Source organism: Streptomyces humicola, from assembly GCF_024436035.1.
Classification (GTDB): Bacteria; Actinomycetota; Actinomycetes; order Streptomycetales; family Streptomycetaceae; genus Streptantibioticus_B; species Streptantibioticus_B humicola.
Window position 1 is genome coordinate 1 of sequence record NZ_JANFNG010000050.1, and the last position, 22,013, is coordinate 22,013.

Sequence of the window (22,013 nt, forward strand, 5' to 3'; positions counted from 1 at the left end):
CTAAGCCTTTCAGCGCCGATGGTACTGCAGGGGGGACCCTGTGGGAGAGTAGGACACCGCCGAACAATTCTTACGGACCCTCGGTCCTGGCCTAAGCGCTGGGACCGAGGGTCTTTTGTTTTTCTCAAGTGCACAGTCGCCCGTCGGGTACGAGAGACTGGCACTACAGCAGCACGAAGCTAGGAGTCACGCCGATGTCCAACTCGTCCGAAGATCGCTCCCAGAGGCCTGAGCGGCCCGCGCGCGGGGAGCGGAGTGCGGGTGCCGGAAACCGGCGCGACTTCCGCAGTGGAGGGCCGCGTCGCAGCGACGAGCGCGGTGGTGGCTACCGTCGTGACGACCGCTCGCGCGGGCGGGACGATCGTGGTGGCTTCCGTCGCGATGACAGGCGCGATGACAGGCGCGATGACAGGCGTGACGACCGACGCGACGATCGCGGCTACGGCCGGCGCGACGACCGTGACCGCGGACCGCGACGTGACGACGACCGTGACCGCGGACCGCGACGTGACGACGACCGTGGCGGGTTCCGACGCGATGACCGTCCGCGCTACGGGTCCGACCGTGGCCGTGATGACCGCGGGGGGTTCCGGCGTGACGGCCGCCGGGACGATCGACGCGACGACCGTCCGCGGTATGACCGGGATCGGCCGCGCTATGGGTCCGACCGTCCCCGTGATGATCGTAGGGACGACCGGCGTGACGATCGGCGTGAGGACCGTCCGCGGTACGACCGTGACAGGCCTCGCTACGACCGCCCCCGGGCCGACGACCGCGGCCGTGACGACCGCGGTGGATTCCGGCGCGACGAGAGGCGGGACGACCGGCGTCGCGAAGAGCGTCCCCGTTACGGATCCGACCGTCCGCGGTATGACCGGGATCGGCCGCGCTATGGGTCCGACCGTCCCCGTGATGATCGTAGGGACGATCGCCGTGACGATCGGCGTGAGGACCGTCCGCGGTACGACCGTGACAGGCCTCGCTACGACCGCCCCCGGGCCGACGACCGCGGCTACGGTCGGCGGGACGATCGTCCCCGTGGCCCGCGCCGCGACGACGAGCGCGGCGGGCGCGACGGGCGCGGCGGGCGCGGCGGCGGGTACGACGGACGCCGCGATGACGGACGTGGCCGTGAGCGGCGGCCGTACGGGCAGGCCGGTGGCGGACGGAGCCGTTTCGAGGGAGGACGGCGTCACGACGAGTCCCGAGAGGAGCGCGAGCCCGTCAAGCGGCTGCCGATTCCGGAGGACGTCAGCGGCGACGAGCTCGACAAGGCCGTGAAGCAGGAGCTGAAGAGCCTGCCCAAGACGCTCGCGGAGGACGTCGCGTGCAACCTGGTCATGGTGGCCCGTCTCCTCGACTCCGAGCCGGAGCAGGCCTACGCCTATGCGAAGGTCGCGTTCCGCCTCGCTTCCCGTGTGCCCGCGGTCCGGGAGGCCCTGGGCTTCGCTGCCTACGGGACCGAGCGGTACGCCGAAGCGCTCGCTGAATTCCGTGCCGCGCGCCGCATGACCGGCTCCGTGGAGCTGTGGCCGGTCATGGCGGACTGCGAGCGGGGGCTCGGCCGCCCCGAGCGTGCGCTGGCCATGGCTGGCGAGCCCGAGGTGCAGAAGCTCGACAAGGCCGGGCAGGTGGAGATGCGGCTCGTCGTCGCCGGCGCACGCAAGGACATGGGGCAGGCGGACGCTGCCGTGGTGACGCTGCAGAGCCCCGAGTTGGCGTCGAACGCCGTGCACCCGTGGACGGCGCGGCTGCGCTACGCGTACGCGGATGCCCTGCTTGCCGTCGGACGGGAGAAGGAGGCCCGCGAGTGGTTCGCCAAGGCGCTGGAGGCGGACCAGAGCGGGAGCACCGACGCCTCCGACAGGTTGGCCGAGCTGGACGGTGTGGAGTTCGTCGACGCTCTCGATCCCCAAGCGGACTCGGAGGCTGAGGACGAGGCGGAGGAAGTGGCTGAGGACGAGGTGGTCGCGGCCGCACCCGAGGCTGAGTCCGCACCCGAGGCTGAGTCCGCACCCGAGGGTGAGCCCGAGACGGACCCGTCGGCTTTCCTCGACGACCCGTTCAAGGAGCCGGAGCCGGAGACGGAGACGGCGACGGAGCCGGCGACGGAAACCGAGGCGGAGTCCGACGGCGCCGTCGGCCCGACAAAGGGCTGATGGCACCCGCCCGATGAGGGATGAGGGGCATCCGCGATGCGCGGATGCCCCTCCTGCCGTATCCGCCCGTCCCCGCCCCCCTCAGCCCAGATCGAGGCCGCGCAGCACCAGTCCGGAGGCCGGTTTCGGCCCGAAGGACGTCGACTTGTGGGGCATCATCACGCCCTGCCGCGCCAGTCGGAGCACGGTGGCCTCCGGCACCGGATGCATCAGTACGGCCGTGCCCCCGAGGCGTTCCGCCTGGCGTACGGCGGCGAGTGAGTCGTGCACGTAGCCGATGTGCTCCGGGGTGTCGGGGACCTGCCACAGCCGGTCGATGAGCAGGCTGTGCAGCACGGTCGCGTCGAGCCGCCGCCACTCCTCCGGGCGGTCACTCGGTACCGCTTCGTCGACGCGGCGCTCGTCGGGACGGGTGATGAGGTGAAAGCGGCCGTCGCCGGCGATCAGATACGCGTTCCGGCCGCCGTGGCCCGCGTGGCCGCCGTCGCCCGTCACCGCCGCGTCGAGAGCCTCCAGCGCTGCCGGCAGCGGGCCCTCGACGCTCTCCACGTCGAAGACGTCGCGCACGGCGGACAGTGCCCCGGCCACCGGCAGGTGCTGCAGCACGCGGTGGATCGCCCGTACCCGCAAGGGGAAGCGCGTCGTGTCGACAAGCAGCACCAGGCCGTAGTCCCACGGTCCGGGCCCGCGCTGCTCGTCGCGCAGCCGCAGATATGTCGCCCAGCGATGATGGCCGTCCGCGATGAGCGCCTGGCGCGGAGCGAGGGAAGCGTCGATCGCCGCGATCTCGGAGGGATCGGTGATCGCCCACAGCCGGTGTCTGACGCCGTCCTCCGTGGTGGTGCAGAGCAACGGAGTCTGCTGTGCCGCGCGGTGCACGGCGTTCGCCGCTGTGTCGTCGTCCTGCCCGTCCTCGTTGCCGCGGTAGGCGAGCAGCAACGGCTCGAGATTGGCCGCCGTGGCCCGCATCAGCCCGGCACGGTCGGCCACGGGCGCGGGCATCACATTCTCGTGGGGGAGGACGACCTTTTCCTCCACCGTGGTCAGGCGCAGGGCGCCGATGAGGCCGCGCTGCACGTCACCTTGCGCGCCCGTCTGCTCGTACACGTACAGCGACGGCACCGGGTCCGGGACCAGCACTCCCTCGTCGCGCCAGCGGCGCAGGGCTCTGGCGGCCTGCGCGTGGCTGGCGGCCGGGTCGCCGTCCTGCGGGAGGATCAGCCGGACGATGTTGTGCGGGTCCGCGCTCTGCAGCGCACGCACCTCGTCCGGCCGGACGACGACGTCGTACGGTGGCGAGGTGACTGCGGAGAGGCTCCCGACTCGCTCGGGGACGTAACGCAGCCCGCGGAACGGCGCGAGCCGCAGGCCGGGGGACGGCCCGGCCGGTCCAGGAGTGCTCATCAGTGCATGCTATGCGGCCCGCGGTGCGCTGCGATCATTGGGACAGGCGGCGCATGAGGCGCGCAGGCGATGTGAAGGAGCGAGTAGGCGATGAGCTACCGGACCCGGCCGGAGGCCAGTGAGCGGCCGTTGTACAAGGCCTACGACACCGCCTTGCTGGATCTGGACGGGGTCGTCTATGCGGGCGGGCATGCGATTGCCCATGCCGTCGCGTCGCTGGGGGACGTCCGCGACGGCGGGATGCACCTGGCGTATGTGACCAACAACGCATTGCGTACCCCGCAGGCGGTCGCCGAGCATCTGACCGAGCTGGGGGTGCCCGCCGAGGCGAGCGACGTGATCACCTCGGCTCAGGCGGTGGCCCGGCTGATCGCCGACCAAGTGCCACCGCGCGCACGGGTGCTGGCGATCGGAGGCGAAGGGCTGCGCTTGGCGCTGCGCGAGCGAGGCCTGGAACCGGTGGACTCCGCGGATGACGATCCGGCGGCGGTCGCGCAGGGGTACGGTGGGCCGTCGCTGACGTGGGACCGGCTGGCCGAGGCGTCGTACGCGGTGGCGCGCGGCGTGCCCTGGTTCGCCTCCAACACCGATCTGACCATTCCCAGCTCTCGCGGGATCGCCCCGGGCAACGGGGCAGCGGTCGAGGTGGTGCGGCTGACCACGGGTGCCGAGCCGCAGGTGGCGGGGAAGCCGCAGCCGCCGATGCACCGCGAAACGATTCTGCGAACGGGGGCCCGGCGGCCCCTGGTGGTCGGGGACCGGCTGGACACCGATATCGAGGGCGCGCACGCGGGCGGCGTCGACTCGCTGCTCGTCCTGACGGGCGTCACCACGCCCGCCCGGCTGCTCGCAGCCGAGCCGCGTCACCGGCCGACCTATGTCGCTCCCGATCTGCGCGGGTTGCTCGTCCCCCAGCCGCGCGTCGAGGAGACGGCGCAGGCTGCGGGTGACGGCTTCCGCTGCGGCGGCTGGACGGCGTCGGAGGACGGCGCATCCCTGGTCGTGGAAGGCGCGGGCGACCCGTACGACGGGCTGCGCGCGCTGTGCGCGGTGGCGTGGACGGCGGCGCGGGACGGCTCCTGCGGACTTGACGCAGACAAGGCGCTGGGGCAGCTCGGGCTCTAGATCTAGAGCAACGCTAGAGCAGGGTGCGCAGTCGCAGCAGGTCGAGGAGGCCGGCCTCGAGGCGGACCTGTCCGCTCGCCCAGGCCTTGGCGAAGTTGAGCCGCCCGTCGACGAGCGCGACCAGGTCGTCGCCGGCCATGGTCAGCCGGATCTGGGCGCGCTCGGGCGGCGGGCCGGGGACGGTGACAACCTCCCGGATGCGGCCGCCCCTGAGCCGTCCGGTGAAGGTGATGTCGAGGTCGGTTATCCGGCAGCTCAGCGAGCGGTCCAGGGCGGCGGCGCGACGTACGTCGCCCTCGGCCTGGGCGAGGTTGTCCGACAACCGGTCGAGTGCGGTCCGGCATTCCTCGATGGTCGCCATGGGTGGAGCTGCTCCCGTTCCGTCACGATCATGCGGTGCGTACCGGTTGACGGTACACCGCAGCCGAAGCCCGCTACGCCGGGCTCCGTACGACGTGGCGGGCCTTGCACGCGGTAGCGTCATGACCATCACCACCATCATCACCGTCAGGGGCAATGGCGAGGCGAGGAGTGAGGGCATTGCGTGATGCGCTGCGCACGTGTCTGCAGATCGCGGGCGGGCTGACCGAGGCGACCCGGCGGCGGGCCTCCGAGGCCGCCCGGCAACTGCTTGACCAGGCGGGGGTGGACGTCGCCGAGCTGCAGCGGAAGGTCGGCGCCCGTATCCCGCCGGAGGTGCAGACGCTCGCCGACGAGCTGATCGCCACGGGCCGCGCCAACCGCGACTTGCTGGCCGGGCTGATCAGGGAAGAGGTCGACAGGACGATGGCGAGGGTGGGCCGCCTCGCCGACGACGTGACCAAGGTCGGGGTGATCCTGGAGGCGCTGGAGCGCCGGGTGCGCAGCCTGGAGGACACGGGCAAGCCCGCTGAACCGGCCCCGGCACGTGAGCGGGTCCCGTTCGCGGAAGAGGAGGAACCGCCCGTGCGGGCGGAGGCCGCGGCAGCCGCGGAGGCTGCGCCCGCGGAGGCTGCGCCGGTGAAGAAGGCTGCGCCGGTGAAGAAGACGGCCGCGAAGAAGGCCCCTGCGAAGAAGGCCCCTGCCAAGAAGACCACGGCGAAGAAGACCACGGCGAAGAAGACCGCCACCGCCAAGAAGAGTGCGCCTGCGAAGAAGGCAGCTGCGAAGAAGGCGGCGGCCAAGAAGACTGCGCCGGCCGCGCAGGGGGAGGCGGGCGATGAGTGATGCTCTCGCCGGGGCGGCCCCGCAGCATGTCGTCGCGTCGGAGGAGGCGGCTGCCGCGGCCTCCGGCCCCGTGCCGCTCGGGGTCGAGGTGGAGGTGACGGGGAACGCCGAGGTCGACGCGCTGATCGAGAGGCTGGGTGATGCCGACGCCCTCCCTACCGAGAGCCACATCGAGGTGTACGAGGATGTGCACCGGGGCCTGCGCGACACGCTCACGGCGCTTGACGCCAGGCCCGGACCCCTGGCCCCGGCACACAGCCCGCACCAACCGCACCACCCGCACGACGACAGGAGCTGAACCCGACGTGGCACGACGCCGACTCGACGCGGAGCTGGTGCGCCGCGGGCTCGCCCGTTCGCGCGAGCACGCCGCCCAGCTGATCGCCGCCGGGCGGGTGACCGTGGGCGGCGGCGCCGCGACCAAGTCCGCGACCCAGGTGGAAACGAGCGCCGCCGTCGTCGTCGCCAAGGACGACAACGACCCCCAGTACGTCTCGCGCGGCGGCCACAAGCTCGCCGGCGCCCTCTCCGCGTTCACCCCGCTGGGACTGCGCGTCGAGGGACGCCGCTGCCTCGATGCCGGGGCGTCCACGGGCGGGTTCACCGATGTGCTACTGCGGGCCGGGGCCGCGCACGTCGTCGCGGTCGACGTCGGCTACGGACAGCTGGCGTGGTCGCTGCAGAGCGACGACCGTGTCACCGTCAAGGACCGTACCAACGTACGCGAGTTGACGCTCGACCAGATCGGCGGCGAGCCGGTGGACGTGGTGGTCGGCGATCTGTCGTTCATCCCGCTCGGCCTGGTGCTGCCCGCGCTCGTGGGCTGCGCCGCACCCGACGCCGATCTGGTGCTGATGGTCAAGCCGCAGTTCGAGGTGGGCAAGGAACGTCTCGGCAGCGGCGGCGTCGTCCGCAGTCCTCAGCTGCGCGCCGAAGCGGTGCGGGGGGTCGCGGCGCAGGCCGGCGGCCTCGGGCTCGGCGTGCTCGGGGTGACGGCGAGCCCGCTGCCGGGGCCGTCCGGCAATGTCGAGTACTTTCTTTGGCTGCGCGCCGGGGCGCCCGACCTCGACCCGGCGGATGTGGATCGTGCCGTAGCGGAGGGGCCCCGTTGACCGAATCGAGTGCATCGACACCCAGAGCATCGGCGTCGCCGAACCGCCGCACCGTCTTCCTGCTGGCGCACACCGGCAGGCCTGCCGCCGTGCGCAGCGCCTCGCGCGTCGTGCAGGGGCTGCTCCGCTGCGGGATAGGGGTCCGGATCCTGCAGGAGGAGGCGGGAGACCTGCCGTTGCCGCCGTCGGTCGACGTGGTGCCGCACGAACCCGATGCCGTCGACGGCTGCGAGCTGCTCGTGGTGCTCGGCGGTGACGGAACGCTGCTGCGCGGCGCGGAGTTCGCCCGGCGTTCCGGCGTGCCGATGCTCGGTGTCAACCTCGGCCGCGTCGGCTTTCTCGCCGAGGCGGAGCGCGACGACCTCGACAAGGTCGTGGACCGGGTGGTCACCAAGGCGTACGAGGTCGAGGAGCGGATGACGCTCGATGTGCTCGTCCGCGAGGACGGCCGCGTCGTGCACAGCGACTGGGCGATGAACGAGGCGTCGGTCGAGAAGCGGGCGCGGGAGCGGATGATCGAGGTCGTCACCGAGGTGGACGGCCGGCCCGTGTCGGGGTTCGGGTGCGACGGAGTCGTGTGCGCGACGCCGACGGGTTCGACGGCGTACGCCTTCTCCGCCGGTGGGCCGGTGGTGTGGCCCGAGGTCGAGGCGCTGTTGATGGTTCCTATCAGCGCGCACGCACTGTTCGCCAAGCCGTTGGTCACCTCACCGCACTCGGTGCTCGCGGTCGAGGTGCAGCCGAAGACGCCGCACGGCGTGCTGTGGTGCGACGGCCGTCGTACGGTCGAGCTGCCCGCCGGCGCCCGTGTGGAGGTGCGGCGCGGTGCGGTCCCGGTGCGCCTGGCTCGCCTGCACCACGCGTCGTTCACCGACCGGCTCGTGGCCAAGTTCGCGCTGCCGGTCGCGGGGTGGCGCGGCGCACCGCGGTAGTTCCCGGACGGTACCCGGGCTCCCGGAGCGCAGCGAGCCCTCGCAGACGATCACGGTGGACCATTACGCTCGCTTCATGCCCAGAATCTCCCCAGAGGGGTCCAGCACTCGCCGAGAGGAAAACGTGCAGCTCAGCGCGGTGGAAAGGCCGCATCTGGAGGAGATGCGGATACGTTCGCTCGGCGTCATCGACGACGCCGTGGTCGAGTTGTCGCCGGGGTTCACCGCGGTGACCGGTGAGACGGGCGCGGGCAAGACGATGGTCGTCACCAGTCTCGGCCTGCTGCTCGGGGGACGCGCGGACGCCGCACTCGTACGGGTCGGGGAGAAAGCCGCGGTCGTCGAGGGGCGTATCGCCGTCGGGCCGCACTCTCCCGCCGCGGTCCGTGCCGAGGAGGCGGGTGCGGAACTCGACGACGGCGCACTGCTGATCAGCAGGACCATCTCGGCGGAGGGCCGCTCGCGAGCACACGTCGGCGGACGTTCCGTGCCCGCGTCACTCCTCGGCGAGCTCGCCGAGGACCTCGTGGCAGTGCACGGACAGACCGACCAGCAGGGGCTGTTGCGCCCCGCCCGGCAGCGGCAGGCGCTGGACCGCTACGCGGGCGACGCCGTCGCGGGACCGCTCGCCGAGTACGCGACGGCATACCGCCGGCTGCGCGAGGTGTCGGCGGAGCTGGACGAGCTGACGACGCGCGCCCGCGAACGTGCCCAGGAGGCGGACCTGCTGCGGTTCGGACTCGACGAGATCGCCGCGGCCGAACCGCGGGCGGGTGAGGACACCGAACTCGCCGCGGAGGCCGAGCGGTTGGGGCACGCCGAGGCGCTGGCATCCGCCGCGTCCGCTGCGCACGGCGCGCTGGCCGGCAACCCCGAGGAGCCGGAGGGCGTGGACGCCACCGCACTCGTCGCCGGGGCGAGCCGTGCGCTGGAGGCCGTACGCTCCCACGACCCGGCGCTCGCCGCGCTCGGCGACCGGCTCACCGAGATCGGCATCCTCGTCGCGGACATTGCGGGAGAACTCGCCGGATATGCTGACAATCTGGACGCCGACCCGCTGCGCCTCGCCGCGGTCGAGGAGAGGCGGGCGGTGCTCGCCCAGCTGACGCGCAAGTACGGCGGGGACATCAGTGAGGTGCTGGCCTGGGCGGAGCAAGGTGCGGTGCGGCTGGCCGAGTTGGACGGCGACGACGACCGGATCGGCGAACTCGGCCGGGAGCGGGATGCGCTGCGCGCCGAACTCGGACAGCTCGCACAGGCCCTGACCGATGCGCGCAGCGAGGCGGCGGAGCGATTCGCCAAGGCGGTGACCACGGAACTCGCCGAGCTGGCCATGCCGCACGCCCGCGTCACGGTGGAGCTCCGCCAAAGCGACGACCCGGACGGCATCGAGGTGGACGGACGCACCGTCGCCTTCGGCGCCCATGGTGCCGACGAGGTCGAATTGCTGCTCGCCCCGCATCCTGGGGCACCGGCGCGCCCCATCGCCAAGGGCGCCTCCGGGGGTGAGCTGTCTCGGGTGATGCTCGCCGTCGAGGTGGTCTTCGCGGGCTCCGACCCCGTGCCCACCTACCTGTTCGACGAGGTGGACGCGGGCGTCGGCGGCAAGGCGGCGGTGGAGGTCGGCAGGCGGCTCGCACGGCTGGCACAGTCCGCCCAGGTGGTGGTCGTCACGCATCTGCCACAAGTCGCGGCGTTCGCCGACCGGCAGCTGCTGGTCGAGAAGACCAACGACGGCGCGGTGACCCGCAGTGGCGTGCGGGTGCTGGAGGGGGAGGAGCGGGTGCGCGAACTCTCCCGCATGCTTGCCGGCTTGGAGGATTCGGAGACGGCGCGGGCGCATGCGGAGGAGCTCCTCGCGGCCGCACGTACCGCGCGGTGAACGGCGGCGTGGAGGGCGTTGGCGCCCACTCGTACGGGTGACGGCGCGCAACGGCGCACCAGCCGGCCATGCCGCGGCGACTGCCAAGTGTCGTACCCGACTGGCATTCTGGGATTCCGCGGCGGACACCCGCCCGCCGCGTCGGCCGTTCCTCGCCACCCCCGCCACGAATCCCTTCAGGAGCCGCACCCCGCGTGAGCAGCATCCAGACCCCGGTGCCGGGGCCGTTGCGCGCCGTCCAGGTACTGGGCGCGACAGCGGCGGCGCATGTGTGTTCGCTGGCCGGCGGCCTCGCCGCGCGCGGGGTCGAGGTGACGGTGTGCGGTCCTGCCGAGGTGATGGACGCCTACGGCATGTGCGGAACGGGCGCGCGGTTCGCGCCTGTCGAGACGGCGGCACCGCCCGGCCCCCGCACCGATGCGATGGCCGTCGCCGCGCTCCGCAGCGCCTGCGCCGGCGCAGACGTGGTGCATGCGCACGGGCTGCGCGCCGGGTTGCTCACCTCGCTCGCGCTGCCCCGTATGCGTCGCCCGGCGCTCGTCGTGACCTGGCATGGCGGCAAGCAGTCCGGCGGTGCGCGGTCGGCCATGACCAGGCTGCTGGAGCGGCGGGTGGCGAGGACCGCCACGGTCGTGCTCGGGGCGTCGTCCGATCTCGTCGACCGGGTGCGCGCCCTGGGAGCGCGGGACGTGCGGCTCGCGCCCCTCTCCTTCCCCGCGCCGCGCACCGAAGCCGACCGCCCAGCCGAGGACACCGAACGGATGCACAGGAAGATCCGCGAGGAACTCGGCGCGGCCGACCGGCCGTTGATCGTCGCGGTCGGGCGCCTCGAACCGGACCAGGGCCACGGGCTGCTGCTCGACGCCGCACTGCGCTGGCGTGCCCTCGACCCGCAGCCGCTCGTCGCCGTCGCCGGTGAGGGCAGGCGGCGCCAGGCCCTGCAGCGGCGGATCGACGCCGAGGAGCTGCCGGTGCGGCTGCTCGGGCGCCGCGACGACCTCGCCGACCTCCTCACCGCAGCCGACCTGGTTGTGCTCGCCGGGCGCGGAGGCGCCCACCCGCTCATCGCCCAGGAGGCCCTCTACGCCGGTGCACCGCTCGTCGCCACCGCCTCAGGCGGCCTCCCCGAGCTCGTCGGCGAGGCCGCCGTCCTGGTCCCGGACAAGGACGCGGACGCGCTCGCCGGCGCAGTGGCCTCGCTCATCGCCGACCCCGGCCGCCGTGAGCGGCTCTCGGCCGCCGGCCGCGTCCAGGCCGCGAGCTGGCCCACGGAGGACGACATGGTGGCCCAGGTCCTCAGCGTCTACGACGAGTTGGCCAGCCGCAGGCCGTAGCGCCCCTCAAGGCCGGGGGCACACTAGCCGCCGTATGCGCCGCACGCCGTCAGCCGCAGCGCCGTGTCGATCATCGGCACGTGGCTGAACGCCTGCGGGAAGTTGCCGACCTGGCGCTGCAGCCGCGGGTCCCACTCCTCGGCGAGCAGCCCGAGATCGTTGCGCAGCGACAGCAGTTTCTCGAAGAGCACCCTTGCCTCGTCCACCCGCCCGATCATCGCCAGATCGTCCGCGAGCCAGAACGAGCAGGCCAGGAACGCACCCTCGTCACCGGGCAGCCCGTCGACGCCCTCCTCCGCGCCCTGCGTCGGGTACCGCAGCACGAAGCCGCCGTCGACCGTCAGCTCCCGCTGGATCGCCTCGATGGTGCCGATCACCCGCTTGTCGTCCGGCGGCAGGAAGCCCACCTGCGGGATCATCAGCAGGCTGGCGTCCAGCTCCTTGGAGCCGTACGACTGCGTGAAGGTGTTGCGCTCCTTGTCGTATCCCTTGTCGCACACATCGCGGTGGATGTCCTCGCGCAGGTCGCGCCAGCGCTCCAGCGGCCCGTCGACCTCGCCGGACTCGATGAGCTTGACGGTGCGGTCCACCGCCACCCACGCCATCACCTTCGAGTGGACGAAGTGCCGACGCGGACCGCGCACCTCCCAGATGCCCTCGTCCGGTTCGTGCCAGTGGTCCTCGAGGTACTGGATCAGCTTCAGCTGCAGCAGGCTCGCGTAGTCGTTGCGCGACAGGCCCGTCATGTGCGCCAGGTGCAGCGCCTCGCTGACCTCGCCGTAGACGTCGAGCTGCATCTGGTGCGCGGCGCCGTTGCCGACCCGCACCGGAGTCGACCCCTCGTATCCGGGCAGCCAGGTCAGGTCCGTCTCGCCCAGCTCGCGCTCGCCCGCGATTCCGTACATGATCTGCAGGTTCTCCGGGTCGCCGGCGACCGCGCGCAGCAGCCACTCGCGCCACGCCCGCGCCTCCTCGCGGTAGCCGGTGCGCAGCAGCGACGACAGGGTGATCGCGGCGTCCCGCAGCCAGGTGAAGCGGTAGTCCCAGTTGCGGACCCCGCCGATCTCCTCGGGCAGCGAGGTGGTGGGGGCGGCGACGATACCGCCGGTCGGGCCGTAGGTGAGCGCCTTGAGCGTGATCAGCGAGCGGACGACCGCATCGCGGTACGGCCCGTGGTATGTGCACTGGCCGACCCAGTCCTGCCAGAACTGCTCGGTCGCCTCCAGCGCGGCCTCCGGCTCGGGCATCGCGGGCGCGTGGTGGTGCGAGGCCTGCCAGCTGATGGTGAAGGCGACGCGTTCACCGGGCGAGACGGTGAAATCGGCGTAGGTGGTCAGGTCCTGCCCGTAGGTCGGGACCTCTGTGTCCAGCCACACCGAATCCGGTCCTGCGACGGCGACGACCCGTCCCTCCGGCGCCTGCGGATCGGTGACCTTGTGCACCCACGGCACCACCCAGCCGTAGGAAAAGCGCATCCGCAGCGCCGAGCGCATCGGTACCCGGCCGCTGACGCCCTCGACGATCCGGATCAGCTGCGGGGCACCGTCGCGGGGCGGCATGAAGTCGGTGATCCGGACCGTGCCCCGCGGGGTGTCCCACTCCGACTCCAGGATCAGCGAGTCGCCGCGGTAGCGGCGCCGCGTCGCCGCGGGCGGCCCGTCCTCGGGCGCGTACGACGGCCCCAGCCGCCAGTAACCGTGCTCGTCGGTACCCAACAGGCCCGCGAAGACGGCAGGGGAGTCGAATCGGGGCAGGCACAGCCAATCGGCGGTGCCGTCCCTGCATACGAGGGCGGCGGTCTGCATATCGCCGATGAGTGCATAGTCCTCGATGCGCCCGGCCACGTACATCTCCAGTCGAACAGCTGAACAACCCCGAGAGTCGTTCGATTTCCAGGTGTGGCGAAATTCCACGAACCTTGCTCCGGTGCCCCGAGGAGTCGCGTCCCTCCACCACTACCAGTAGTACTAGTGCTTGGTGAAAAAGGGGGACGCAGCTGTGATGGAGCGGGCGGTGGATGGTGCCGTGCCGGTCGGCTCGCTTGGGAGTGTCCGAGCAGAATACGACGTCGGGGCGGGGGGTGCGCGAGTGACGAAGGTCGCATGGTGCGCCGGTCGGGTGAGCGTAGCGCCCTCTGTCCCCGTCGCGCGGCCCGCCGACGGAGTCGGCTGATGTCACTGCTGCTCGCTCGTTCCTCGCTCGGGCGTCAGCCCGCTGTGCCCGTCGCGCGGTCCTCCTGCTCGCTCGTTCCTCGCTCGGGCGTCAGCCCGCGAGAAGGACGTGCCACTGATACCCTGGTAGCCCGTGGGCCGGTGGGCTGAACCACTGAACCGCCACGACGGCTCGCCCGCACCAGGGCCGTCCGACTCCACCTCGCGACCACGGGAGCCCCCTGTTGGCACTGCCTCACCCTGGCAAGAACCAGACGACCAAGCACCTCTTCGTCACCGGGGGCGTGGCCTCCTCACTCGGCAAGGGCCTCACCGCCTCGAGCCTCGGCGCGCTGCTCAAGGCACGTGGCCTGCGGGTCACGATGCAGAAGCTCGACCCGTACCTCAACGTCGACCCGGGCACCATGAACCCGTTCCAGCACGGCGAGGTGTTCGTCACCAACGACGGGGCCGAAACCGATCTTGACGTCGGCCACTACGAGCGTTTCCTCGACGTCGACCTCGACGGCTCAGCGAATGTGACCACCGGGCAGGTCTACTCCTCCGTGATCGCCAAGGAGCGCCGCGGCGAGTACCTGGGCGACACGGTCCAGGTGATTCCCCACATCACCAATGAGATCAAGTCGCGCATCCGGCGGATGGCCACCGAGGACGTCGACGTCGTGATCACGGAGGTCGGCGGCACCGTCGGCGACATCGAGTCGCTGCCGTTCCTGGAGTCGGTGCGCCAGGTACGCCATGAGGTCGGCCGCGACAACGTCTTCTTCGTCCACGTCTCGCTGCTGCCGTACATCGGCCCGTCCGGCGAGCTGAAGACGAAGCCCACCCAGCACTCGGTCGCGGCGCTGCGGAACATCGGTATCCAGCCGGACGCGATCGTGCTGCGCGCGGACCGCGAGGTGCCCACGGCGATCAAGCGCAAGATCTCGCTCATGTGCGACGTGGACGAGGACGCGGTGGTCGCCGCGATCGACGCCAAGTCGATCTACGACATCCCCAAGGTGCTGCACGCCGAGGGCCTGGACGCCTACGTGGTACGCCGCCTCGACCTGCCGTTCCGCGACGTCGACTGGACGCAGTGGGACAACCTCCTGGAGCGCGTCCACAACCCCGCGCACGAGGTGACCGTCGCGCTGGTGGGCAAGTACATCGACCTGCCCGACGCCTATCTGTCGGTGACCGAGGCGCTGCGCGCGGGCGGTTTCGCCAACAACGCACGAGTGAAGATCAAGTGGGTCACCTCCGATGACTGCAGGACGCCTGCCGGTGCCGAGCGGCAGCTGGCGGACGTGGACGCGGTCTGCGTGCCCGGTGGCTTCGGCGACCGTGGGGTGGAGGGCAAGGTCTCGGCCATCACGTACGCCCGTGAGAACCGCATCCCGCTGCTCGGCCTGTGCCTCGGCCTGCAGTGCGTGGTGATCGAGGCGGCCCGCAACCTCGCCGGGATCACCGATGCCAATTCCACCGAGTTCGACTCGGCGACGGCCCACCCGGTGATCTCCACCATGGCCGAGCAGCTCGACATCGTGGACGGCAAGGGCGACATGGGCGGCACCATGCGGCTCGGCCTGTACCCGGCGAAGCTCGCCGAGGGTTCTATCGTCCGTGAGGTGTACGGCGGCGAGCCGTACGTCGAGGAGCGGCACCGCCACCGCTACGAGGTGAACAACTCCTACCGGGCCGAGCTGGAGAAGAACGCGGGGATCGTCTTCAGCGGCACCTCGCCCGACAACAAGCTCGTCGAGTACGTCGAGTACCCGCGCGAGGTGCACCCGTACCTCGTCGCCACTCAGGCGCACCCGGAGCTGAAGTCCCGCCCGACCCGCCCGCACCCGCTCTTCGCCGGGCTGATCAAGGCCGCGGTGGCCCGCCAGCAGGGCGTGACGGCGGAGCCGTCGGCCGCGCCGGAGGAGACCGCGGTGCCCGCCCAGGCGGTGAGCGAGTGAGCGACAGGCTCCATGACACCCCGGAGGAATGGCCGGTCACCGGGACCGAGAGGCCGTTCCAGGGCAGGGTGACCGGCGTGCGCACCGATGTGGTGACCATGCCCGACGGCAGCCGGGTACGGCGCGACTACCAGACCCACCCCGGGTCCGTCGCCGTCGTCGCCCTCGACGAGCGGGGGTGCGTGCTCGTCCTCAGGCAGTACCGGCACCCGGTACGGCAGAAGCTCTGGGAGATCCCGGCCGGACTGCTCGACGTCCCGGGCGAGCACCCACTGCAGGCCGCCCAGCGCGAGCTGTACGAGGAGGCCCACGTCAAGGCCGCCGACTGGCGCGTGCTCGTGGACATCTACAGCACGCCCGGTGGCTCCGACGAGGCGATCCGGATCTTCCTCGCACGCGACCTGGCCGCGGCGGAGGGCGAACGGTTCGCGGCCGCGGAGGAGGAGGCCGAGTTCGAGTACGCCCGCGTCCCGCTGGACGAGCTGGTGCGCGGGGTTCTCGCCGGTGAACTCCACAATTCGTGCCTCGCAGTAGGCGTGCTCGCGCTGCGCGCGGTGCTGGGCGGCGACGGCGTCGAGGCGCTCCGCCCGGCGGACGCGCCGTGGCCCGCGCGGCCGTACGAAGCCTGAGCATGGTGTGATGAACGGCTGATCCGGTGGGGTGATTATCCACGCGATTCGTCGCGTCGACGCCGGTCGGGCCCGTCCCCCGTCAACTAGTCTCTTGCTCTCCCCGTACGCAGCGGTGACGGGCATTTGTGCGCAGGCAGACGGGAGTTGGCCGGTGGCGGATCACGTGCGGCACGCACCTGTCGGTGCGGAACCCCTCGCGGAGCGGGAATCCGATTGCGGGACGGCGCCCGGCGGCGGCGCCGACGCGCCGGTGGAGGTGCCGGCGCCGGCACCTCCACCGGAGGCGGCAGCGGCGCCCGAACCGGATGCGGAGGACGCACCGGCGGAGGCCGAGGCGGCCCCGGACGCCCCGGAAGCCGAGGCGGATGCGCCGGCGGATGCGTCGGCGGCGGAAGATGTGGATCACGCCGAGGCGGAGGAGCCGCCCCCGGTCGTGGAGACACCCGCGGAGGAGGAGCCGGCTGCTTCGCCCGCCGCGCCGCAGCCCGAAGCCGCGGCCGACGCCGGCGAACCGTCCCCACCCCGCAGCGGTACGTTGCCCGAAGGGGCACCGTACTTCGTGGGGCGGCGGCGTGAGCTGCGGCAGTTGCGGGGCGACATCGACCGTCCGGGGCTCGACGTGCTCCGGGGCAAGCTGCCCGGCAGCTGCCGGGTGCTCCTTGTCGCCGGGCGTCCGGGTTCGGGGCGTACATCCCTCGCCGTGCGGCTCGCGCAGCGCCTCGCCGACCGCTACCCGGACGGTCAGCTCTTCGCGCGGCTCACCTACGACGACGGGGAGCCCGTGCCCGTGGAACGCGTCGTCGGCGAACTGTTCGGCGCGGCGCCCGGCGATCCCGCCGTCGCTCTGCGCACGGCCGTGGAGAACCGCCGCATCGTGCTTGTCCTCGACGATGTGACGCACGCCAACCAGCTTCTGCCGCTGATGCCGGACGAACCGGGCTGCCTGGTCGTCGCCACCGCGGAAGGCCCGCTGCCCGGCGTCCCCGACATCCGGCCGTGCACGCTCGGCGGGCTCGACGCCGTGGCCTGCGCCGAGCTGCTCGCCCACATCGTCGGCTCGACCCGCGTCACCTGCGATCCGACCGCTGTCGAGGCGCTCGCCGAAGCCTGCGCGGGCAACCCCACCGCGCTGCGGCTCGTCGGAGGGTGGCTCGCTGCACGGCCTGGAATGTCCGTCACCGACGCCGTGCTCAGCCTGAGCGAGGTACCGGACGACCTCGCGGCCGCCGCCGCGACATCCCCGCCCCTGGCTCGCGCCTTCCGGCTGGTGTACGACACCATGGGCCCGCTCACCGCCCGGGTGCTGCGGATGCTGGTCTGCGCGCCCGAAGGGATCGTCGACGCGCACATCGCCTCCGCACTCGCCGGGTGCTCACTGGACGAGGCCAGGACTGCGCTGGACGATTTCGTACGGTACGGGCTGCTGCACCCGGACGGCGAGGTCGGCCCGCAGACCCCTCAGTACCGCCTACCCCGGTGGCTGCGCCCCCTGCTGAACCAGCTGGTCGAGGCGCGTGAGCGCCCCGCCGAGCTGTGCCTGGCCCGCGCCAGGATGCTGGAGCGCACGGTGCGGCTGCTGCAGTCCTGCCGTGGCGCCGCGGAACCGCCCGGTTCGTCGTCGAATGCGCTCCTGCAGGAGCTGCCCCGGGCGCTGCGTTTTCCGTCCGCCGGTATCGCGGCGGGCTGGCTGCGCCGACGGCTGCCCGTCCTGCTCTCCGCCGCGCGCGCCGCCGTGGCCGACGGCGAGCTCGACACGCTCGCGCGGCGGCTGATCGCCGCGCTGGTCCGGGCGCTGGAGGCGCACCGGCCCGACACCGACGCAGCCTGCGACGAGGCGGAGCTGTACGAGTTGCACGGTCTCGTCCTCGGCCTCGCCGAGCGGCGCGCGCTGCCGCGTGACAAGGCCGCGGCGCTGATCAATCTCGCCGACCTCGATGCCGCCGCGGGCCGTACGAAGGAGGCGATCCGGCGTTACCGGGCAGCGCTCGACGCGGCCCGCGACGCGGAGGACGGCTTCGCGGCCGGCCGCGCGCTCGAAGCGCTGGGCGAGGTGTATCTGGTGCTCGGCGACGGCCTGCGGGCCGCGGACTGGTACCGCAGGGCGCTCGCCCTGCGGCAGACCCGGGGCGACCTGCCGGACCAGGCCCGCCTGCACGGCAGGCTGGGCACGCTGCACACCGTCGGGCAGCAGTACGACGCGGCGCTGCGCGAGTGGCGGGCCGCGGTCGCCATCCACCGCCGGCTGCGCGACCACGCCGGTCACGGACGGGCGCTCACCGAGCTCTCCCGGGTCCAGGAGTACGCGGGGCATCCGGAGGACGCTCTGCGCACCGGCCGGGATGCGCTGCACTGGGCGCGGCAGGCCGGTGATGCGGAGGTGGAGGGTGCGGCGCTGCTGCGCATGGCGGAGGTCCTCGAACGGCTCGGCGATCCGGCGGGCGCGGGGCTGCAGCGTTCGGCCGCCCAACGCCTGCTGGAGGGTCCCTCGCGCCCTGCTCAACCGTGCACGGCATGAGCTACTCCCGAGGGGCTTCCGGCGGCCAGCCTACGAATCTGCCAATGCGTTCAGAAAAATTATTCACTTTGTAAGGCTGGACACGGAGTCTTCCTTCATTAGACTTGGCGGCACCGCAGTCAATGCGGTCAGTTCCGGCGTGTGCTGTTATCTGCCGCGATGTCCGGACGGAGCATCTGCACCTCTCTCATTCAAGGACCGTGATCGACGTGAAGGTCGGTATCCCCCGCGAGGTCAAGAACAACGAGTTCCGGGTCGCCATCACCCCGGCCGGTGTGCACGAGCTCGTGCGCAACGGGCACCAGGTCTTCGTGGAGCAGGGAGCCGGGAACGGCTCCTCCATCACGGACGACGAGTACGTGGCGGCCGGCGCGACGATCCTCGGCACCGCCGACGAGGTCTGGGGCATCGCCGACCTCCTGCTGAAGGTCAAGGAGCCGATCGCGGAGGAGTACCACCGGCTCCGCAAGGACCAGACCCTCTTCACCTACCTCCACCTCGCGGCCTCGCGCGAGTGCACCGACGCGCTGCTGGAGTCGGGTACCACCGCCATCGCGTACGAGACGGTCGAGCTGGCCAACCGCGCGCTGCCGCTGCTCGCCCCGATGTCCGAGGTCGCGGGCCGGCTGGCGCCGCAGGTCGGCGCGTACCACCTGATGCGCTCGGCCGGCGGCCGCGGTGTGCTCCCGGGCGGCGTCCCGGGTGTTGCGCCCGCCAAGGCCGTGGTGATCGGCGCCGGTGTCTCCGGCTGGAACGCCACCCAGATCGCCGTGGGCCTCGGCTTCCACGTCACGCTGCTCGACAAGGACGTCAACAAGCTGCGCGAGGCCGACAAGGTGTTCGGCACCAAGGTGCAGACCATCGCCTCCAACGCGCTGGAGCTGGAGAAGGCCGTCCTCGACGCCGACCTCGTCATCGGCGCGGTGCTCATCCCGGGCGCCAAGGCCCCCAAGCTGGTCACCAACGAGCTGGTGTCGCGCATGAAGCCGGGTTCCGTGCTCGTCGACATCGCGATCGACCAGGGCGGCTGCTTCGAGGACTCCCGTCCCACCACCCACGCCGAGCCGACCTTCCAGGTGCACGACTCGGTGTTCTACTGCGTCGCCAACATGCCGGGCGCGGTGCCGAACACCTCCACCTACGCGCTCACCAACGCCACGCTCCCCTACATCGTGGAGCTGGCCAACCGTGGCTGGCGCGAGGCGCTGCGGCGTGACGCAGCTTTGGCCAAGGGTCTCAACACCCATGAGGGCCAGGTCGTTTACGGTCCGGTCGCGGAAGCACACGGTCTGGAACCGGTCGACCTCAGCACCCTGATCGGCTGACGGGAGTCAACCCGCGTCAGTCGACATCACCACAGCTCAAAGCCGTCCCACCGGCCGGGCCTTGTCCGTCAAGGCCCGGCCGGTGTATGTGCTACGGGCTGTCCCGCCGCGGCCCAACTGGCCCAGAAGATAACTGTTTCACCGGTTTGCGCACTCGTGAAACATCGCGGTACCCGCCGTTACACCCTTGACAGAGGGGTGTTCGGTTGCCGACACATCGTGCCGTCTCCGGTGGATTGTGTTGCTGAGATGCGCCGACACGCCATAGAGTCGCCAACCGTCGGCATGGTGTCACGCTGACCTATCTAGATGTTTCCTGGTCACCAAGGAGGTAAGACGACTTGTGAATGAGTCGACATTTGCTCCCGGGGGTGGTCAACCAGGAATGACCGTTCATGGTCCCGGCCCTTCCGGGCTCGAGGCCGTCGGTTCCGTCGCGGTCCACACGTTCGAGGCCCGCAGGACCGCCACCCATACGGAGACTCCGCACACGCACGCCATGGCGCCATACGAGGAAGACCTGCAGGACGGCCAGTTCTACGACCCGGATGCGGAGTACGAGCCGGACCCCGAGTACGCGGCGACCCTCGCCCCCGACGCGGCGCGCCAGCGCCGTGAGCGCGTCGGGCCGACGGGCCGCCCACTGCCGTACTTCCCCATCCCGGGACCGATCGCCGAACACGGTCCCGCGCAGATCATCGCGATGTGCAACCAGAAGGGCGGCGTCGGCAAGACCACCTCGACCATCAACCTGGGCGCGGCGCTCGCCGAGTACGGACGCAGGGTCCTGCTCGTCGACTTCGACCCGCAGGGCGCGCTGTCGGTGGGCCTGGGCGTCAACCCCATGGAGCTCGATCTCACCGTCTACAACCTGCTGATGGAACGCGGCCTTGCAGCCGACGACGTGCTCCTCAAGACCGCCGTCCCCGGTATGGACCTGCTCCCGAGCAATATCGATTTGTCAGCTGCCGAAGTGCAGCTGGTGAGCGAGGTCGCCCGCGAGTCCACCCTGCAGCGCGCTCTCAAGCCGCTGATGGGGGACTACGACTACATCATCATCGACTGCCAGCCCTCGCTCGGCCTGCTGACCGTCAACGCACTGACCGCCGCCCACCGGGTGATCGTCCCGCTGGAGTGCGAGTTCTTCGCGCTGCGCGGCGTCGCGCTGCTCACCGAGACCATCGAGAAGGTCCGCGAGCGGCTCAACCCCGACCTCGAACTCGACGGCATCCTCGCCACGATGTACGACTCGCGCACGGTGCACAGCCGCGAGGTCCTCGCTCGCGTCGTCGAGGCCTTCGACGATCACGTCTTCCACACCGTCATCGGCCGCACCGTCCGCTTCCCCGAGACCACCGTGGCCGGCGAGCCCATCACCACCTACGCCTCCAACTCCGTTGGCGCGGCCGCGTACCGACAGCTCGCCAGGGAGGTGCTCGCCCGGTGCCACGCCGAGTGAGTCTGCCCGGGGCCGACGAACTGTTCCGTACGACAGGGGGGATGGCGCTGCAGTCCACGTCGTCCCGCCAGCACAGCAACGGCGAGACGGCGGGGCCGCAGGCCGGTGAGCGGCTGCGTCCGGTCCCCGTGCCCGCCGACGAGGACGGGCAGGAGCAGGCGGCGCGCGAGCGCGCGGGCGACGACGAACCGGGCACGGTCTCCACCGTCAACGGCACTCCCGGCACCCCCGCGCAGCGCGAGAACGCGGCGCAGGAGCCGTCGGCGGCGGCCGGCGGCACGCCCGCCCCGGGATCCGCGACCACCGCGGAACACACCCGCCCCACAGCCGACGGGACGCAGCCCTCGCCCGTGACCCCTGCGCAGCGCAGGCAGCCGCCGCAGGAGCACGCCCCGGCCCCCGCCACACAGCGGCGGCGCCGTAGCGCCGCCAACCGCCGTCCCAGCGGCCGGGAACGCCACGACGAGAAGATCACCGTGTATGTCTCGGCCGAGGAGTTGATGGATCTCGAACACGCCAGGCTCGTGCTCCGGGGCGAGCACGGCCTCGCGGTCGACCGCGGACGCATCGTGCGCGAGGCAGTCGCGGTGGTCCTCGCCGACCTCGAATCGCGCGGCGACGCGAGCATCCTCGTCCGGCGCCTGCGAGGACGCTGAGCGGATCACCGGTACGGTGTCGCACCTAGGGCCTGTTGCGAAGGTCGCGCCGGGCCCGCGACGCCCGGCACGGACGCTCGCTGCGTTGTCGGGCTCGCCCAAGTACGACCCGGTACGCGGGCTGATCCGGCGCGACCTTTGCAACAGGCCCTGAC

At 71.7% G+C, this 22,013-nt stretch carries 18 protein-coding genes; 15 read left to right on the top strand and 3 right to left on the bottom strand.

Annotated elements, in window-relative coordinates; genetic code table 11:
* Positions 1–321 precede the first annotated feature (321 nt).
* Together NGB36_RS32080 and NGB36_RS32085 are read left to right on the top strand one after the other, a co-directional pair.
* The gene (locus tag NGB36_RS32080; RefSeq protein WP_255924142.1) at positions 322–1,281 is read left to right on the top strand and encodes a hypothetical protein; all 960 of its coding nucleotides are present in this window, start codon (positions 322–324) and stop codon (positions 1,279–1,281) included.
* Entirely contained in the window at positions 1,278–2,159 is an 882-nt protein-coding gene (locus NGB36_RS32085; RefSeq protein ID WP_255924143.1) for a tetratricopeptide repeat protein, read from the top strand. The genes NGB36_RS32080 and NGB36_RS32085 overlap by 4 nt, the downstream gene beginning before the upstream one ends.
* Before the next feature lie 81 nt (positions 2,160–2,240).
* Here NGB36_RS32085 and NGB36_RS32090 read toward each other — a convergent pair whose 3' ends face one another.
* A complete protein-coding gene (locus NGB36_RS32090) occupies positions 2,241–3,563 on the bottom strand; it encodes a DUF1015 family protein (RefSeq protein WP_255924144.1) in 1,323 nt (440 codons plus the stop codon).
* 90 nt (positions 3,564–3,653) lie between these two features.
* Between NGB36_RS32090 and NGB36_RS32095 the strand changes: the two genes are divergently transcribed.
* Positions 3,654–4,688: an HAD-IIA family hydrolase gene (locus NGB36_RS32095; protein WP_255924145.1), complete on the top strand. Its 1,035-nt coding sequence runs from the start codon at positions 3,654–3,656 to the stop codon at positions 4,686–4,688.
* 13 nt (positions 4,689–4,701) lie between these two features.
* Here NGB36_RS32095 and NGB36_RS32100 read toward each other — a convergent pair whose 3' ends face one another.
* Complete coding sequence (locus tag NGB36_RS32100) at positions 4,702–5,049, bottom strand: sterol-binding protein (protein ID WP_255924146.1); 348 nt, start codon at positions 5,047–5,049, stop codon at positions 4,702–4,704.
* 179 nt (positions 5,050–5,228) lie between these two features.
* Here NGB36_RS32100 and NGB36_RS32105 point away from each other — a divergent pair, with 179 nt between their 5' ends.
* The 6 genes from NGB36_RS32105 to NGB36_RS32130 all read left to right on the top strand — a co-directional run bounded on the left by NGB36_RS32105 (position 5,229) and on the right by NGB36_RS32130 (position 11,154).
* A complete protein-coding gene (locus NGB36_RS32105; protein WP_255924147.1) occupies positions 5,229–5,894 on the top strand; it encodes a histone in 666 nt (221 codons plus the stop codon).
* Positions 5,887–6,192: a hypothetical protein gene (locus NGB36_RS32110; RefSeq protein ID WP_255924148.1), complete on the top strand. Its 306-nt coding sequence runs from the start codon at positions 5,887–5,889 to the stop codon at positions 6,190–6,192. Before NGB36_RS32105 ends, NGB36_RS32110 begins: the two co-directional genes overlap by 8 nt.
* Positions 6,193–6,199: 7 nt before the next feature.
* Complete coding sequence (locus NGB36_RS32115; protein ID WP_255924149.1) at positions 6,200–7,006, top strand: TlyA family RNA methyltransferase; 807 nt, start codon at positions 6,200–6,202, stop codon at positions 7,004–7,006.
* Positions 7,003–7,938 (top strand): NAD kinase, encoded by a 936-nt coding sequence (locus NGB36_RS32120; protein WP_255924150.1) that lies wholly within the window; start codon positions 7,003–7,005, stop codon positions 7,936–7,938. Before NGB36_RS32115 ends, NGB36_RS32120 begins: the two co-directional genes overlap by 4 nt.
* Before the next feature lie 163 nt (positions 7,939–8,101).
* Entirely contained in the window at positions 8,102–9,820 is a 1,719-nt protein-coding gene (gene recN, locus NGB36_RS32125) for a DNA repair protein RecN (RefSeq protein WP_255924172.1), read from the top strand.
* A gap of 194 nt (positions 9,821–10,014) precedes the next feature.
* Entirely contained in the window at positions 10,015–11,154 is a 1,140-nt protein-coding gene (locus NGB36_RS32130; RefSeq protein WP_255924152.1) for a glycosyltransferase family 4 protein, read from the top strand.
* 23 nt (positions 11,155–11,177) lie between these two features.
* Here the strand turns inward: NGB36_RS32130 and NGB36_RS32135 are convergent, their stop codons facing one another.
* Entirely contained in the window at positions 11,178–12,998 is a 1,821-nt protein-coding gene (locus NGB36_RS32135) for a glycoside hydrolase family 15 protein (protein WP_255924153.1), read from the bottom strand.
* A 551-nt stretch (positions 12,999–13,549) separates the two neighbouring features.
* Between NGB36_RS32135 and pyrG the strand changes: the two genes are divergently transcribed.
* The 6 genes from pyrG to NGB36_RS32165 all read left to right on the top strand — a co-directional run bounded on the left by pyrG (position 13,550) and on the right by NGB36_RS32165 (position 21,858).
* A complete protein-coding gene (gene pyrG, locus NGB36_RS32140; RefSeq protein WP_372509583.1) occupies positions 13,550–15,271 on the top strand; it encodes a CTP synthase in 1,722 nt (573 codons plus the stop codon).
* A complete protein-coding gene (locus NGB36_RS32145; RefSeq protein WP_255924155.1) occupies positions 15,268–15,900 on the top strand; it encodes an NUDIX domain-containing protein in 633 nt (210 codons plus the stop codon). The genes pyrG and NGB36_RS32145 overlap by 4 nt, the downstream gene beginning before the upstream one ends.
* Positions 15,901–16,336: 436 nt before the next feature.
* On the top strand, positions 16,337–18,418 hold the full coding sequence (locus tag NGB36_RS32150) for a tetratricopeptide repeat protein (protein WP_372509584.1): 2,082 nt from the start codon (positions 16,337–16,339) through the stop codon (positions 18,416–18,418).
* Between the two features lie 209 nt (positions 18,419–18,627).
* The gene (ald, locus tag NGB36_RS32155) at positions 18,628–19,743 is read left to right on the top strand and encodes an alanine dehydrogenase (protein WP_255924175.1); all 1,116 of its coding nucleotides are present in this window, start codon (positions 18,628–18,630) and stop codon (positions 19,741–19,743) included.
* Between the two features lie 499 nt (positions 19,744–20,242).
* Positions 20,243–21,202: a ParA family protein gene (locus NGB36_RS32160; protein WP_372509585.1), complete on the top strand. Its 960-nt coding sequence runs from the start codon at positions 20,243–20,245 to the stop codon at positions 21,200–21,202.
* Positions 21,199–21,858 carry a hypothetical protein gene (locus NGB36_RS32165; protein ID WP_255924176.1) on the top strand — a complete coding sequence of 220 codons (660 nt, stop codon included), beginning with the start codon at positions 21,199–21,201 and terminating at the stop codon, positions 21,856–21,858. The genes NGB36_RS32160 and NGB36_RS32165 overlap by 4 nt, the downstream gene beginning before the upstream one ends.
* The last annotated feature ends 155 nt before the right edge of the window (positions 21,859–22,013 follow it).